The sequence below is a fragment of the Corynebacterium sp. KPL2861 genome (assembly GCF_040225475.1).
In the GTDB taxonomy this organism is placed as follows: Bacteria; Actinomycetota; Actinomycetes; order Mycobacteriales; family Mycobacteriaceae; genus Corynebacterium.
Genome location: NZ_JBEHFW010000006.1, coordinates 140,087 through 156,130, shown reverse-complemented (window position 1 = coordinate 156,130; position 16,044 = coordinate 140,087). Strand labels below are relative to the sequence as shown.

Annotated in this window: 16 protein-coding genes; all 16 read left to right on the top strand. The window is 59.9% G+C overall.

The genetic code is table 11. The features are described from left to right. Positions 1 to 9 precede the first annotated feature (9 nt). The 16 genes from mihF to uvrC all read left to right on the top strand — a co-directional run bounded on the left by mihF (position 10) and on the right by uvrC (position 16,023). Positions 10 to 333, top strand: a complete 324-nt coding sequence (mihF, locus tag ABRP84_RS06650) for an integration host factor, actinobacterial type (protein WP_023017443.1) — start codon at positions 10 to 12, stop codon at positions 331 to 333. Positions 334 to 341: 8 nt separating this feature from the next. After that, positions 342 to 911 (top strand): guanylate kinase, encoded by a 570-nt coding sequence (gene gmk / locus ABRP84_RS06645; RefSeq protein WP_005283138.1) that lies wholly within the window; start codon positions 342 to 344, stop codon positions 909 to 911. 40 nt (positions 912 to 951) lie between these two features. Further along, positions 952 to 1,254, top strand: coding sequence for a DNA-directed RNA polymerase subunit omega (gene rpoZ / locus ABRP84_RS06640; protein WP_005279075.1), 303 nt, complete (start codon positions 952 to 954; stop codon positions 1,252 to 1,254). Positions 1,255 to 1,392: 138 nt separating this feature from the next. Continuing rightward, positions 1,393 to 2,646: a bifunctional phosphopantothenoylcysteine decarboxylase/phosphopantothenate--cysteine ligase CoaBC gene (coaBC, locus tag ABRP84_RS06635; protein WP_284869651.1), complete on the top strand. Its 1,254-nt coding sequence runs from the start codon at positions 1,393 to 1,395 to the stop codon at positions 2,644 to 2,646. 97 nt (positions 2,647 to 2,743) lie between these two features. Continuing rightward, positions 2,744 to 3,976, top strand: coding sequence for a methionine adenosyltransferase (gene metK, locus ABRP84_RS06630; RefSeq protein WP_023022480.1), 1,233 nt, complete (start codon positions 2,744 to 2,746; stop codon positions 3,974 to 3,976). Positions 3,977 to 3,987: 11 nt separating this feature from the next. Continuing rightward, positions 3,988 to 6,018, top strand: a complete 2,031-nt coding sequence (locus ABRP84_RS06625) for a primosomal protein N' (RefSeq protein WP_349853091.1) — start codon at positions 3,988 to 3,990, stop codon at positions 6,016 to 6,018. Between the two features lie 52 nt (positions 6,019 to 6,070). After that, entirely contained in the window at positions 6,071 to 6,586 is a 516-nt protein-coding gene (gene def / locus ABRP84_RS06620) for a peptide deformylase (protein ID WP_349853090.1), read from the top strand. Between the two features lie 75 nt (positions 6,587 to 6,661). Further along, positions 6,662 to 7,603, top strand: a complete 942-nt coding sequence (gene fmt, locus ABRP84_RS06615; RefSeq protein WP_349853089.1) for a methionyl-tRNA formyltransferase — start codon at positions 6,662 to 6,664, stop codon at positions 7,601 to 7,603. Beyond that, complete coding sequence (locus tag ABRP84_RS06610) at positions 7,600 to 9,210, top strand: RsmB/NOP family class I SAM-dependent RNA methyltransferase (protein ID WP_502879790.1); 1,611 nt, start codon at positions 7,600 to 7,602, stop codon at positions 9,208 to 9,210. Before fmt ends, ABRP84_RS06610 begins: the two co-directional genes overlap by 4 nt. Before the next feature lie 10 nt (positions 9,211 to 9,220). After that, positions 9,221 to 9,889, top strand: a complete 669-nt coding sequence (gene rpe, locus ABRP84_RS06605) for a ribulose-phosphate 3-epimerase (protein ID WP_349853088.1) — start codon at positions 9,221 to 9,223, stop codon at positions 9,887 to 9,889. A gap of 11 nt (positions 9,890 to 9,900) precedes the next feature. After that, entirely contained in the window at positions 9,901 to 10,923 is a 1,023-nt protein-coding gene (gene ribD / locus ABRP84_RS06600) for a bifunctional diaminohydroxyphosphoribosylaminopyrimidine deaminase/5-amino-6-(5-phosphoribosylamino)uracil reductase RibD (RefSeq protein ID WP_411702209.1), read from the top strand. A 38-nt stretch (positions 10,924 to 10,961) separates the two neighbouring features. Then, on the top strand, positions 10,962 to 11,576 hold the full coding sequence (locus tag ABRP84_RS06595) for a riboflavin synthase (RefSeq protein WP_284869657.1): 615 nt from the start codon (positions 10,962 to 10,964) through the stop codon (positions 11,574 to 11,576). Between the two features lie 11 nt (positions 11,577 to 11,587). Continuing rightward, complete coding sequence (locus ABRP84_RS06590; RefSeq protein WP_284869658.1) at positions 11,588 to 12,865, top strand: bifunctional 3,4-dihydroxy-2-butanone-4-phosphate synthase/GTP cyclohydrolase II; 1,278 nt, start codon at positions 11,588 to 11,590, stop codon at positions 12,863 to 12,865. After that, a complete protein-coding gene (gene ribH / locus ABRP84_RS06585) occupies positions 12,862 to 13,338 on the top strand; it encodes a 6,7-dimethyl-8-ribityllumazine synthase (RefSeq protein WP_284869659.1) in 477 nt (158 codons plus the stop codon). The genes ABRP84_RS06590 and ribH overlap by 4 nt, the downstream gene beginning before the upstream one ends. Positions 13,339 to 13,401: 63 nt before the next feature. Continuing rightward, positions 13,402 to 13,950: a PH domain-containing protein gene (locus tag ABRP84_RS06580; protein ID WP_284869660.1), complete on the top strand. Its 549-nt coding sequence runs from the start codon at positions 13,402 to 13,404 to the stop codon at positions 13,948 to 13,950. 3 nt (positions 13,951 to 13,953) lie between these two features. Continuing rightward, positions 13,954 to 16,023 (top strand): excinuclease ABC subunit UvrC, encoded by a 2,070-nt coding sequence (uvrC, locus tag ABRP84_RS06575; protein ID WP_284869661.1) that lies wholly within the window; start codon positions 13,954 to 13,956, stop codon positions 16,021 to 16,023. Positions 16,024 to 16,044: the final 21 nt, after the last annotated feature.

The following is a 16,044-nucleotide window of genomic DNA, read 5'->3' as shown; positions in this document are numbered from 1 at the left end:
AGGAAACTCGTGGCCCTTCCAAAGTTGACTGATGAGCAGCGTAAGGAAGCTCTCGCAAAGGCCGCTGAGGCCCGCAAGGCTCGCGCTGAGCTCAAGGCTGCGCTTAAGCGCGGCGAGACCGACCTGAAGGACGTGCTGGAAAAGGCTGAGACCGATGAGATCATCGGCAAGACCAAGGTTTCCGCACTCCTCGAGGCTCTGCCTAAGGTTGGCAAGGTCAAGGCCAAGGAAATCATGGAAGATCTGGAGATTGCGCAGACCCGTCGCCTGCGCGGTCTGGGTGAGCGCCAGCGTCGTGCTCTGCTTGAGCGCTTCGGTTACGACGACGAATAATCACGTCTATGGCTGACGCAACTGCTCGCGGTCGCCTCGTCGTGTTGGCGGGTCCTTCCGCAGTGGGGAAATCCACCGTAGTCTCGCGTCTACGGCATGACGTCGAGGGGCTGTATTTCAGCGTGTCTATGACTACGCGCCAGCCCCGCCCCGGGGAGCAAGATGGCGTGGATTATTTCTTCGTCACCCCTGAGGCCTTTCAGGAACGCATTGATGCCGGTGAGATGCTCGAATGGGCAGATATTCACGGCGGATTGCAGCGTTCCGGAACACCCGCCCGGCCCGTAGAAGAGGCCTTGGACGCCGGTCGCCCGGTCCTCGTCGAGGTCGATTTGGCCGGTGCGCGCAGCGTTCGCAAGGCCTTGCCGGAAGCGGATTTGGTCTTCTTGGCCCCTCCTTCCTGGGAGGTGTTGGTAGAGCGCCTGACCGGTCGCGGTACCGAACCGCAAGACGTCATTGATCGTAGGTTGCACACTGCGTACGAGGAACTAGCTGCACAGGATGAGTTTGATCACGTTGTGGTCAATGAAAACCTAGATGAGGCAGTGGCCGCCATTAGTGATATCCTGCGTGGATAGACTCTTCTTTTGACCATCTTCAACCAATGTAAAGGTGCATGTGACTAACGTGACCACCCCTTCTAACACTGAATCCGCGAAGTCGGAACCGGTATTTGATGACCCGATTGGCATTACGGACCCGCCAATCGATGAGCTGTTGGACAAGGTTTCTTCCAAGTACGCCTTGGTAATTTTCGCTGCCAAGCGTGCGCGCCAGATCAATAGCTACTACCAAGAGCAAGATGAAGGCGTCTTTGAGTTCGTCGGCCCACTGGTTAACCCAGAGCCCGGCGAGAAGCCACTGTCCATCGCGCTGCGCGAAATCGACGCAGGCCTGTTGGACCACGAGGAAGGCAAGTAACTAGCGCGCGCTTTCGCGTGCGCACCTTGTGCCTCATTTCAGCCCCGTCCGGCCAACCCCACATGGTTTCACTTTTGTGGAACTACCGTGGTGGCCGGGCGGGGCTCTTGCCATGCCTGCACGGTACGATTGGGCGATGTGACTGACTTAAAATCTCCTCGCAATATCGTGTTGGGCGTTGCCGGTGGCATCGCCGCGTATAAGGCCTGCCACTTGGTGCGCAATTTCAAAGAACATGGCGATAATGTCCGCGTCGTTCCCACAGATAGCGCATTGAACTTCGTAGGTGCCGCCACTTTTGAGGCATTATCCGGAAATCCGGTTTCCACCAGTGTTTTTGAAGCCGTCGAGGACGTTCAACACGTAGCTGTAGGGCAGGAGGCTGATGCCGTGGTCATCGCCCCTGCCACGGCTGACCTCATTGCGCGTTTGGCTGCGGGACGCGCCGATGATCTCTTGACCGCGACAGTGCTGGTGGCAACGTGTCCCATCATTGTGGCGCCTGCCATGCACACCGAGATGTGGAATAACCCAGCGACACAATACAACGTAAAGACCCTGCGCCGGCGCGGAATTACCGTCATGGAGCCGGCACACGGGCGTCTTACCGGAAAGGATACGGGCGCAGGAAGGCTGCCAGACCCAGAACAGATTGCAGCCATCGTACGCACCGAACTCGCTGGCTTTCATATCGACCACAGCTGGTCGGGGCTAAAGGTTGTTATCTCCGCCGGTGGCACGCAAGAGGAATTGGATCCGGTTCGCTATATAGGAAACCGTTCCTCCGGGCGGCAGGGGTTTGCGCTGGCAGAGGTGGCCGCGCACAAGGGTGCGGATGTCACGATTGTGGCCGGCAATACGGCGGAGTTGCCGGTACCGAGCGGCGCTACAATCCGGAATATCGTGTCCGCGCAAGACCTAGAAACCGCGATGCGCGAGGAATCCCGCGATGCCGATATCGTCATCATGGCCGCGGCGGTCGCGGACTACCGGCCTGCGAACGTGGCCGAGTCCAAGATGAAAAAGGGCAAAGCGGATGATGTGCTTGCCGCACTGGAGATGGTGGAAAACCCAGATATTTTGAAGTCTCTCGTAGCAGCGCGCGAGGAGGGTGAGGTGCCGCAGGATTGCGTCATCGTTGGTTTCGCGGCCGAGACGGGAGATGCAGATTCCTCGGCACTGAAGTATGCCCAAGAAAAATTTGCGCGAAAGGGGTGCGACGTCCTGATGGCCAATGAGGTTGGCCGCGGCGTGACCTTTGGCCAGGAAAATAGCGAGGGGTGGATCCTGCGCCGGAACGCGGAACCGCAGCGCGTAGAGCACGGATCTAAGCAGGTAGTCGCGGCGCAGATTCTCAGCGTCGTGAATGAAATGATTGAACCGGGAAATTAAATATTGCGTTTATAGACCGCTTAGTCTAGGGTGGCGATATGATGGGTAGGGGCAGAATGCCTCGGTATCGAATACGTAATAATCAAAGGAAGTTTTTGTGACTGATAACGCTGCAGTGGAAGCTCGTCTTTTTACAAGCGAGTCCGTTACTGAGGGGCACCCAGATAAGATCTGTGACGCCATTTCGGATGCCATCCTGGATGCGCTTTTAGATAAGGATCCGGAGTCCCGCGTCGCCGTGGAAACGCTGGTTACCACCGGCCAAGTACACGTCGTGGGCGAAGTTCGCACCAATGCCTACGTGGAAATCCCGGCTCTGGTGCGTGAGACCCTGAAGTCCATCGGCTTTACCTCTTCCGATGTGGGCTTCGACGGCAATACCTGTGGCGTTAATATCGCCATCGGCGAGCAGTCGCAGGAAATCGGTGCGGGCGTGGATACCTCCACCGAGGCACGCGATCAGGGTGCTGATTATGACGAAGAAAATGACACCGCCGGCGCCGGCGACCAGGGCCTGATGTTTGGTTACGCGTCGAATGAAACTGCGGAGTACATGCCATTGCCTATCGCCTTGGCACACCGCCTGTCCCGCCGCCTGACTCAGGTGCGCAAAGAGGGCATTGTGGACCACCTGCGCCCGGATGGCAAGACCCAGGTGACCTTCGCGTATACCGAGGACAATGAGCCGTCTCACCTGGATACGGTCGTCATTTCTACCCAGCACGATCCTGAGGTAGATAGCAAGTGGCTAGAAACCCACCTGCGCAGCGAGGTGTTGGAATGGGTTATCAAGGACGCCGGCCTTGATAAGTACTACACCGAGGACACCAACCTCTTGGTCAACCCTTCCGGCTCCTTCATTTTGGGTGGCCCGATGGGCGATGCAGGCCTTACCGGGCGCAAGATCATCGTGGATACCTACGGTGGCATGGCCCGCCACGGCGGCGGTGCTTTCTCCGGCAAGGACCCCAGCAAGGTGGACCGCTCTGCGGCCTACGCCATGCGTTGGGTGGCTAAGAATATCGTCGCCGCAGGCCTGGCAGACCGCGCAGAGGTGCAGGTGGCCTACGCCATCGGTCGCGCCAAGCCGGTCGGCCTATACGTCGAGACGTTCGGCACCGCGAAGCAGAACTTGACCGATGAGCACATCCAAGCTGCCGTCAATAAGGTCTTTGACCTTCGCCCAGCCGCCATCATCCGCGAATTGGATCTGCTGCGTCCTATCTACGCCCAGACCGCCGCCTACGGTCACTTCGGTCGCACCGACGTTGACCTGCCTTGGGAGCAGTTGGACCGCGTGGAGGAATTGCGCGCTGCCGCTGGTCTGTAGAATATGGGCTTATGCCTAAGAAAACACCCGCCGCCCGGAAACCGGTCGCGCGGGTGTTGCCTCTTTTAGGGGTTGCTCACCTTGATCGGGGATTTGATTACCTGGTAGATGAGGCCGAATCTGACAGTGCCCAAGCCGGGGTGAAGGTACGCATCCGGTTCAATGGGCGCCTGGTGGATGCGATCATCGTCGAGCGCAAGCATGATTCCGACTTCGGTGGCCAGCTGCGCTTTATTGAGCGAGTCATCTCGCCATTCCAGGTCTACCCACCGCAGCTGTCCCGGCTGGTAGAAGCCCTGGCGGATCGCTATGGCGGGATTTGCTCCGATATCATTCGCTCTGCCATTCCGCCGCGCCATGCAAAGGCAGAAGAAGCGGATTTGGACACCCCGTGGGAAGCTCTCGGCGCAGCCAGCGAGCCCGATTTATCAGGGTGGTCTGCCTATCAGCATGGTGAAACGTTTGTTGATTCCATCTTGGGCGGGAAGTTAGCCCGCGCCGCGTGGCAAATCGCCCCCGGCGATGAATGGGAAGACGCGCTGGCGGCCTTAGCTGCCAAGGTCGCCTTGGGCGGGGGAGGCGTACTTATCGTCGTCCCAGACCAAAAGATGGTTGATGCCCTGGAAAACGCCCTGCGCGCTGTCGTGGGGCCGAAACAAATCACGGTGCTGACCAATAGTATGGGCCCGCAAGCGCGCTATCGCCGCTATCTTTCGGCCTTGGTGGGCCAGGCGCGAATAGTCATTGGTACGCGCTCGGCGGCTTTTACTCCCGTGGACAACCTCCAGCTAGCTGTTATTTTTGATGACGGTAACGATAACTTGGTGGACAATATCAAGCCCTACGTCCACGCCCGGGAGGTGCTTACCACCCGCTCTGCCTTTGAAAATTGCAGTTTCATTGCGGCCAATCATTCGCGCACGGCAGAAACCCAATTATTGGTGGACTCTGGGTGGGCACACGACCTTATACCGAGCGCCTCAACCATAGAAGCGCGCCGGCCCGATATTTTGGCCATTGGTGCCTACGGGCTGTCCATTTCCCGGGATTTGGAGGGCGGTACGACCTCTGTGCAAGCGTCGGCCTTTCAGGCAGCACAGCAGGCCCTCGACCGCGGTGAACCGGTGCTTGTGCAGGTCCCGCGCAAGGGCTACGCGCCTATTTTGGCTTGTCGAAAGTGCCATTCTCCTGCGCGGTGCCGCCACTGTAACGGGCCATTGGGGTTGCCTCCGAGCTCCGAGCGCTCAAGCGAGGAGGCGGTCATGCCTACCTGCCGCTGGTGTGGGCGCATTGCCACCAATCACCGCTGTACCGAGTGCGGCTCGCCGCGGCTGCGCGCCATAGTTTTAGGCTCTGAACGCACCGCGGAGGAATTGGGGCGCGCCTTTCCCAATACATCCGTTGTGGTCTCCGGCGGAAATAAGGTTGTGGGCTCAATTGAAAATGCCCCGGCATTAGTGATTGCCACCCCGGGCGCTGAGCCGCGGGTGAAAGGCGGCGCCTATGGCGCGGCCCTCTTATTGGATGCGGGCACTTTGTTAAACCGGCAAGACTTGCGCGCCACCGAGGACTGCCTGGCCAAATGGGCGCAGGCGGCCACCATGGTCAGGCCGCATTTTAAGGGCGGGCGCGTCATCATCGCTGCGGATCCGGAACTTCCCGTGGTTCGCCACTTCATAAGTTGGGACATGGTCGCGGCCGCGGCAGAAGAATTGCGTGCCCGGCGCGAGGTGCGCTTTCCGCCGGCCGTGCACTTCGCCGCCATTGACGGGGCGGACGCCGCTTTGGATTCCTTCGAGCAGTTGGTGGATCTGCCAGAGCACGCCGAGGTTCTAGGCCCGGTTCCGCTCCCGCCAGGGGACAGCCTCCCCGGGGAATACGATGCGGACCGCTTTGGCCCACCGCAACGTCTAGTGGTGCGAGCCCCGCTGGGGCCGCGGTCGCAGCTTGGGCGCGCATTGCGCAAGGCTAATGCGGCGCGCAGCGCCCGGAAGGATGAATTGCCACTACGCATCATGGTCGATCCCATTCACGTGGGTTAGAAGTGCGCATAAACTTAGGCGAATAGGCAGTACATGAGGAAGGGAAGAAGCAGTGGCAGAATTAGACATCAGGCTCTACGGGGATCCCGTACTGAGTACGCGGGCAGAAGAGGTTACTACCTTTGACTCTGGTCTTCGCACTTTGGCACAAAACATGCTGGAGACCATGGATGCCGCTGGTGGGGTAGGGCTGGCGGCGAATCAAGTGGGCATACTCAAGCGCTTCTTTGTCTATGACTGTTCGCATACTCAGACCGGGTTGCGCGGGGCTCTGATTAACCCTGTGTGGACGCCTTTGGGAGAGGACATGCAGACTGGCCCGGAAGGCTGCCTATCCATTCCTGGGATTCGCGCCGATACGCCGCGGCACAATCGGGTATTTGTCTCTGGGCGCGATGTAGAAGGCCGGCCGGTGGGAATGGTGGCCTCCAGCCTTTTGGCGCGGTGCATTCAGCATGAAACCGATCACCTTGATGGGGTGTTATTCCTGCGCCGGCTTGGTGACGACGACCGCAAGGCCGCCATGCGCACCATCCGCGAAGCCGAGTGGTTTAATACCGCGGGCTAGGCGAGCTTCGGCAACGCAGGCGGGGTCGTTGTACCCTAGAATTTTCACCCGAGACCTCGAGGAGACTCATCCAGTATGCGGATTATTTTTGCTGGCACCCCAGAGCCGGCGGTGGTGGCATTGGAGAAATTGCTTGCCTCCAGCCACGAAGTGGTAGCGGTCATTACCCGGCCCGATGCAAAGAAGGGCAGGGGCCGCAGCCTTCACCCGAGCCCGGTGAAGGCGCTGGCGCAAGAACACGGCATCGAGGTGCTAACCCCGGCCACGCTGCGGCCTGGTACGGAAGATGGCGATAACCTGCGCCAGCGCTTGGCCGAGCTGCAGCCAGAGGCCATCCCGGTGGTGGCCTATGGCAATCTCATTAGCAAGGATCTCTTGGATGTCGCGCGCCATGGCTGGGTCAACCTGCACTTTTCCCTTCTTCCCGCCTGGCGGGGTGCGGCACCGGTGCAAGCGGCTATCGCGGCGGGCGATGATATTACCGGCGCGTCCACCTTCCGGATCGAAGAAGGCCTGGATACGGGCCCGGTCTTCGGCACGGTCACAGAAACCATAACCGGGACAGATACTGCGGACGACCTGCTCACGCGCCTGGCGTATTCCGGCGCGGATCTCCTGGTAGCCACCATGGATGGGCTCGAGGCCGGCACGCTGGAGCCGCAGGCCCAAAATGGGGAGGCCACCTATGCGTCGAAAATCTCTACTGCCGCAGCCCGCATCGACTGGACGCAGCCAGCGTTTGCCATTGACCGGCATATCCGCGCCCACACCCCGGGCCCGGGCGCGTGGACGCTGCTTGACGATGCCCGCCTCAAGGTAGGCCCGGTCCGCCTCACCGAGGGCATCGACAAGCTCCTGCAGCCTGGCGAGGCGCTGATTAGCAAGGACGCGGTGTATATCGGGACCGCGACGCAGCCGGTGCAGCTGGATAGGATTCAGCCACCGGGCAAAAAGATGATGAATGCGGCCGATTGGGCGCGTGGATTAGGAAAGAACGCAGAGGTGAGGTTCCAGTGACTGGTGGATTCCGCTCCCGCAGTAAGTCTGGCGACAAGGCGCCGGAGTCTAAACAGCACGGCAAGAACGGCGCGCCCCAACGCGGCGGTGGGCAGCGAGGCAAGGCTCAGCGCGGCCAAGGTCAGCGTAGTTCTGCCCAGCGCGGACGCGGCACACAAGGCCAACGCAACCGCGACTACCGGGATAACCGAGGTAATCGAGGTACTCGGGATGCGGGCGCAAAGAACAAAGGCGCGGGGAAGTCACTTGTGCAGGCAGCCATCGACCAGGGCGTGGATCCGGCCCGCGCTGTCGCCTTCGAGGTGGTGCGCCGGGTAAGCGAAGAGGAGGCGTTTGCCAACCTCGTCTTGCCCAAGGCACTGCGCAAGCAGAAGCTTTCTGGCCGCGATGCCGCATTTGCCATGGAGATTACCTATGGCACCCTGCGCACCCTGGGCGTGCTCGATGCGGTGATCGCGCAGTGTTCTTCGCGCGAGCTTGAGTCAATCTCGCCGGTGGTCATCGATGCGCTGCGCTTGGGCACCTACCAGGTGCTGTATACACGCGTAGAACCCCACGCGGCGGTAGATACCTCCGTCCGGCTCGTTGTAGCAGGTGGGGAAGAAAAAGCTAAAGGATTCGCCAATGGCATCTTGCGCACCATTACCCGCACGCCACCGAATGAGTGGCTCAAGCGGCTCGCCCCAGAAGGCGAAATCGCAGGCCTGGCCTTTAGGCATGCGCACCCAACGTGGATTGCAGAGTCTTTTGCCCGCGTTGTAGACCCCGAGGAATTGCCCGCTGCCCTAGCGGCGGATTCCGAGCGCCCGAGCGTGCACCTAGTGGCGCGTCCAGGCGAAATTTCCGCCGAGGAATTGGCGCTGATTACGGGAAATGAAGAAGGTACCTATTCGCCCTACGCGGTGTATATGGATTCCGGGGACCCAGGCCAATTGGAACCGGTTCAGCAGGGAATGGCCGCGGTACAAGATGAGGGCTCGCAGCTTATCGCCCGCGCGGTCTGCGAGGTGCCCGTCAGCGGTACTGATCAGGGACGTTGGCTCGACCTGTGCGCGGGCCCGGGCGGCAAGGCGGCCCTGATGGGGGCCTTAGCGCGCATCGAATCCGCGCACGTTGATGCGGTGGAGGTATCACCGCACCGCGCGAAACTGATTGAAAAGACCGTGCAGGGGTTGCCGGTGACCGTCCATGTGGCCGATGGCCGCGACCCGCAGGTGGGCTCGGGCTTCGATCGCATCTTAGTGGACGCGCCGTGTTCGGGGCTGGGCGCTTTGCGGCGCCGTCCAGAGGCACGCTGGCGGAAATCTGAAGCCGATATTGCCGAGCTTTCGACATTGCAATTCGAGCTATTGTCCTCTGCTCTCAAGCTCGTGCGGCCGGGCGGGGTCGTGGTGTATTCCACGTGTTCGCCGGATCTGCGCGAAACCCGCGCCATCGTGGACCAGGCGGTAGAAAAGCTGGGCGCCCAGGAGCTGGATGCGCGGGAATTTATCCCTGATATGGGCAATGTGGGCAAAGAAAAATCCGTCCAAATGTGGCCGCACCGCCACGGCACCGATGCCATGTTCATGGCGGTATTGCGGCGCGGCGATGAGGAAGGGCGCTAGGATTAACGGTATGCCTGCACCACTTATTTCTCCGTCAATTTTGGCTGCTGACTTCGCGCGGCTAGGTGAACAACTAGAGGCCATCTCGAATGCCGATTGGATCCATGTAGACATCATGGACGGGCACTTTGTGCCCAACCTTTCCTTCGGTCCGGATATTACGGCCACGGTGAAAAGGTCCACGGATAAGCCGCTTGACGTGCACCTCATGATTGAGGAGCCGGCGAAATGGGTGGAGACTTATATCAAGGCCGGTGCCACCACCATCATTTTCCACGTGGAAGCGGTTGAGGGTGAACTAGCCGCGGTGGAATTGGCAGAAAAGATTCGGGACTTAGGCGCGTGTGCCGCTTTTTCCATCAAGCCGGATACGCCTATCGAGCCGTGGCTGGATAAGCTGCACCATTTTGATGAGGTGCTGGTCATGTCCGTGGAACCAGGTTTTGGCGGGCAGAAATTTATGCCCGCCATGCTGGATAAGGTCCGCGCCCTGCGCGAAAGCATTGACCAGCAGAACCTGGATACCGTCATTGAAATCGATGGCGGCATCGATCCGGAGACCATTGGCTTGGCCGCGGAGGCCGGGTGCGATTCCTTCGTGGCCGGTTCGGCCGTATTCAAAAACGATGATCCAGCGCAGGCTGTGGAAGAACTGCGCGCGCTTGCGGCGCGTTCATAATGGCCGGCGCGATGGATGAAACCAACGTTTCCGGAGCTTTGGTTCAGGCCATGCGGGCCGGTGCGGTGGTGCGCGGTACCACGAGCCCCAATCCACCGGTAGGTGCGGTGATTTTATCCGCAACCGGCGCCGTTGTGGGCATTGGTGCGACCCAGCCGGTGGGCGGTGCCCACGCGGAAGTCATGGCGCTGCGCGCGGCCGGCGAGAAGGCGCGCGGCGGTACGGCCGTGGTTACCCTGGAGCCGTGCGCACATACGGGCAGGACGGGTCCCTGCGCCACCGCACTTATCGATGCCGGAATTGCCCGCGTGTACTACCTGCATGCCGACCCCACACCACAAGCAGGCGGGGGAGCGCAGGCCTTAGCCGCAGCCGGGGTTGAGGTGGGCCAGCTCACCGCACCAGATGGCGTCGAAGACGCGGTGCTTGCATGGTTGCGCGCTGTGAAGCTACAACGCCCGCATGTCACCCTGAAATTTGCGCAGACCCTAGATGGATTTACCGCTGCCGCCGATGGCACGAGCCAGTGGATCACCGGGCCTAAGGCCCGCGAGTGGGTCCACGCCGATAGGGCGCGGCGCGACGCCATCATCATCGGCACCGGCACCGCGCTTGCCGATAACCCCTCGCTTACTGCACGTAATGGCGATGGGAGCCTGCGGGAGCACCAGCCGCGCCGGGTGGTCATCGGCAAGCGCGAGCTCCAGGCCGCCGGTGAGAAGGCCTCTCACCTGCAGCAACTGGGATTCGAACAATATGACACCATCGAGGGCGCGTTGAAGGAGCTGTATGCCAGCGGCGCGCGGAACGTCTTGGTTGAAGGTGGGGCGGGACTAGCCCAGAGCTTCATCGAGGCCGGTGTTGTGGACGCGCTTGCTGCGTATATTGCCCCTATTTTGCTAGGCCAGGGGCGCGGGGTTCTGGCAAATGCGGTGGCGCACACGCTTGCCGATGCCCCACGTTTTACCACCGTGCGCACCACCAACCTCGGGCCCGATGTCCTCATCGAATACGAGGCGCGGAACGAGCGTTAAAAGATTAGATACTTTAGAGATAAATACAAGGGGAATCATTGTTTACAGGGCTAGTACAAGAGCTAGGCACGGTGGCCGCACTTGAGCCACAGGCGGATTCGCTGCGGTTGAGCATCCGCGCGCCGCAGACGGTGAGTGACGCGCGCCTAGGGGATTCCATTGCCATCAATGGCGTGTGCCTTACCATCGCGGAATTGGATGGGGATATTTTCTGCGCCGATGTGATGCAAGAGTCATTGGATCGGACGGGACTCGGTCAGCTGGATGAAGGCGCGCGGGTGAATGTCGAGCCGGCAGTACTGCCCACCACGCGGCTGGGTGGACACATTATGCAGGGCCATGTCGATGGCACAGCACGGTTGGTCTCGCGCGAGCATTCGGAGAATTGGGACGTGCTGCGTTTTAGCTTGCCCCGCGAGCTTGCCCAGTACGTCGTGGAAAAGGGCTCTATTGCGGTCAATGGCACGTCTTTGACGGTCAGCGCCGTAGGTGACGACTGGTTTGAGGTCTCCCTTATTCCCACCACCTTGCGGGAGACGACGCACGGCGAATCTCAGCCCGGCGATATCGTAAACCTCGAGGTGGATGTGCTGGCGAAGTATGTAGAAAAGATGCTTCACCCCGAATCCGGAATTGCTCAAGCAAAGGACTAGACTGCTAGGTTATGTTCGCGACTGAAGAGAGCATCCATTTTGATGCCATCGATCACGCCATTGCGGAGATTGCCGCCGGCAAGCCGGTCATCGTCATGGATGATGAAGGACGGGAAAACGAAGGGGATCTGATCTTTGCCGCGGAACTGGCAACCCCGGAACTGGTCGCGTTTATGGTGCGGTATTCCTCCGGATATGTCTGTGCCTCATTAATGCCGGAAGATTGCCAGCGGCTCGATTTGCCGCCGATGATGGCGCAGAATCAGGATGTGCGCCAGACCGCGTATACGGTCACCGTGGATGCTGCGACGGGTTCTACCGGAATTTCTGCGGCCTCCCGCGCGGAAACCATCCGCCGCTTGGCTGATTCTTCGACTCGCTCCAGTGACTTCACCCGGCCCGGCCACGTGGTCCCCTTGCGCGCGCGACCCGGCGGAGTATTAGAGCGCGATGGGCACACGGAAGCCGCCGTCGATTTGGCGCGCCTTGCAGGCCTTCGTCCCGCCGGCGTGCTGTGTGAAGTCGTATCAGAAGAAGACCCGACGGATATGGCCCGCGGGCCGGAACTGCGCCGCTTTGCCGATAAGCATGGCCTTGCGCTGATCTCTATCGCGCAGCTTATTGAGTGGCGCCGCCACCATGAGGTGCAAACCCAGCGCGCGGTGGAAACCCGCCTGCCCACGGAGTATGGCGAATTCACCGCGATTGGTTACCGCCATGACCTTGACGGCCAAGAACATATTGCCCTAATCGCCGGGGATCCCGCGCAGCTTCGTGGAGCCCGCGATGTCGTGGTGCGCGTGCATTCCGAGTGCCTTACCGGTGACGTCTTTGGCTCGCGCCGGTGCGACTGCGGCCCCCAATTGCAGGAATCCCTGCGCAAGGTGCAAGAAGTCGGCAGCGGGGTAGTCATTTACCTGCGCGGCCACGAAGGCCGCGGAATCGGATTGGTGCACAAGCTCCAGGCGTACCGCCTCCAGGACGAGGGCTGGGATACAGTCGATGCCAACTTGGAACAAGGACTGCCAGAAGATGCCCGGGAGTATTCCGTGGCGGGCCAGATCCTGAAGGACCTTGGGGTGGAATCGGCACAACTGTTGACCAATAACCCGCACAAGGGGGAAGGGCTCGCCGGATTCGGCATCGAAGTCAGCCAACATACCCCACTTACCATCGCCGCCAACGCCGATAATATTCGTTATCTGCGGACCAAACGCGACCGCATGGGCCACGATCTTCCGCAGGTGGCACAGTGGGACGCGCAGCACGAAGGAGAATTAGGCAAATGAGTAAAGAAGGATTACCCGCTATCGCGCAGGTAGATGCGCGCGGCCTCCGCGTCGCGGTCGTGACCGCGACTTGGAACGAAGAGGTCTGCGATCAGTTACACCAGCAGGCGGTGGAGACCGCACGTGCTAATGGGGCAGAGGTTGCGGAGTTCCGCGTCGTCGGTTCCCTGGAATTGGGCGTGGTTGTTCAGGCGGCCGCGCGGAAATTCGACGCCGTCGTTGCCTTGGGTTGCGTCATCCGCGGCGGCACTCCGCACTTCGATTATGTCTGCGATTCCGTCACCCAAGCCCTAACGCGTATCTCCTTGGATGAATCGACGCCGATTGGCAATGGGGTCTTGACGGTCAATGATCAGCAGCAGGCCATCGACCGCGCAGGATTCCCTGACTCGGCGGAAAATAAGGGCGCAGAATCCATGATTGCGGCTTTAGACACCGCGTTGCAATTGCGTAGACTAAACACAGAATATTAATAAAAGGCCAATCGAAATCCTGACCACTTACAGGCAGGCAGGACTTCCAGAGGAGTAAAGCACATGAATGAGGCCGCAGCCTCGAATGAACCCCAACCGCGCCGCACCCTTAGTGATGCGGAGGTATTGGCCTATACCAGCGCGGATCCCTTCGCACGGACCACGTCGAAGCCGTGGGAATACACCGCCAAGTCCCCGTTCTTGCGAAAGATTGCCATCGGTTGGGTCATTCTTGTCATGGCCATCCATATCTTTATGGGTGTCACGCTCGATATTTCCTTTACCGGTGCGCACGTGACCACCATCGATAAATTCGCCTTTCCTGGTGTCGGCGTAGTCATTTCCATCTTGTCGTGGATTGCGCTCAACCGGCCGCGACTGCGAGCCAATGAAGACGGGGTAGAGGTCCGCAATATCATCGGCACGCGCTTTTACCCGTGGCAGGTGATATATGGGCTGTCTTTCCCCGTCGGCCAGCGCATGGCCCGCCTTGAGCTGCCCGAATTTGAGGCCGTCCCCGTGTGGGCATTACAGTCCGGCGATAAAGACACCGTGATCACAAGAGTCCGTGACTTCCGCGATCTGGAAGCCAAATACATGCCGCAGGATTAAGCATTGGCAGATCCAACGACCTATCGCCCCGCCCCGGGAACCATTCCGACGGAGCCGGGCGTATATAAGTTCCGCGATGAGAACGGGCGCGTCATTTACGTAGGCAAGGCCAAAAACCTGCGGGCGCGCCTGTCTAATTATTTCCAAGACATTACGCAACTGCACCCGCGCACGCGGCAAATGGTGTTGACCGCGAGCTCTGTGGAGTGGACGGTGGTTGCCAGCGAAGTTGAAGCGCTGCAGCTGGAATATACCTGGATCAAGCGGTTCGATCCGCACTTTAACGTCATGTACCGCGACGACAAGACGTATCCCATGCTTGCCGTCTCCGTGGGAGAGGTGGTTCCGCGCGCCTTTTTCTATCGCGGTCCTCGGCGCAAGGGAGTGCGGTACTTTGGCCCCTATTCCCATGCGTGGGCGGTGCGGGAAAGCCTCGACCTGCTCACCCGCGTCTTCCCCATGCGCACCTGTTCTAAAGGCGTATATAACCGGCATGAACGGCTGGGGCGGCCGTGCCTTTTGGGGTACATCGGCAAGTGCGATGCGCCCTGTATCGGGCGGGTGAGCAAAGAAGAACATCGCGAAACCGTCAATGAGTTGGTCTCATTCATGAATGGCAATACGGCTGGTGTTAGGCGCAAGCTGGTTAAAGACATGGAGGCTGCCGCCGAAAACCTGGAATTTGAGCGTGCCGCGCGGTTGCGCGATGACCTTGGGGCCATCGATAAGATCATGGAGCAGCAGGCGGTTGTCTTTGCCGATGGCACCGATGCCGATCTGATTGCGTTTAATTCCGATGAATTGGAAGCCGCGGTCCAAATTTTTCACGTGCGCGGCGGCAGGATCCGGGGCCAGCGCGGCTGGGTTGTTGAACGCGCCGGCGACCAGGCAACCTCTGAACCCATCGAGGAGGGCCAACCCGATCCGGCCTTGCCCGCCTTGGTGCAAAACTTCCTCATCCAGTTTTACTCCGATGCCGTGGAGCGAGAAGAACAAGAAGCCCGTGAGGATGCGGCTTTAGCTGCGGATGTGCCACGACGCGGCGTGGACCAGGAATCGCACATGGAACAGCGCCATGTCCACGTCATACCGCGTGAGATTTTGGTCCAAGCCATGCCGGAAGAATCCGAACAAGTGGTCTCCCTCTTGGAAGAGCTGCGTAGCGCGCGGGTTGATCTGCGCGTACCGCAACGGGGTGACAAGCGTTCGCTTATGGATACCGTGGAAAAGAACGCTAAGGAGCAGCTGCGCCAGCATAAGCTCAAACGCGTCGGTGACCTTACCGCGCGGTCCGCGGCGCTGCAGGATATCCAGGATGCCTTGGGGATGGACCAAGCACCGTTGCGCATCGAGTGCACCGATATTTCGCATATCCAGGGCACCGATGTCGTCGCCTCCCTGGTGGTTTTTGAAGACGGTATCCCGAAGAAGTCCGATTACCGGCGCTACCGCATCAAGGAGGCAGCCGGCGATGGGCATTCCAATGACGTCGGCTCCATTGCGGAGATCACGCGGCGCCGGTTTAAGCGCCACAACCAAGATAAATTGGCGAACCCGGATGAGGAAAAGGAAGAATCCTCCTTCGCGGAAGAAAAAGTGGCAGAAGAATCCGCTGAGGCAGGCCGCCGCTTTGCCTATCCTCCTCAGCTGTTCATCGTGGACGGCGGCGCGCCCCAGGTGGCTGCGGCGCAAGAGGTATTTGATGAGCTGGGCATCGTCGATGTCACCCTCGTGGGGCTGGCCAAGCGCTTGGAGGAAATCTGGGTGCCAGGGGATGATGAACCGGTGATTTTGCCGCGCAATTCCCAGGCTCTGTTTTTGCTGCAGCAAATTCGCGATGAGGCACACCGATTTGCCATCACCTATCACCGGCAACAACGCTCTAAGCGCATGCGCTCCTCGGCGCTCGATGCAATTCCGGGGCTTGGTCCGCAACGCCGGACGGATTTGGTCAAGCATTTCGGTTCCGTCAAAAAGCTCAAGGCGGCCACGGTGGATGAGATTTGCGAGGTCAACGGCTTTGGGCTGAAACTGGCGCAGACCGTCTACGATAAGTTGCACGACGCACAGTAAATAAGCAGCTTTCTGGCAGAA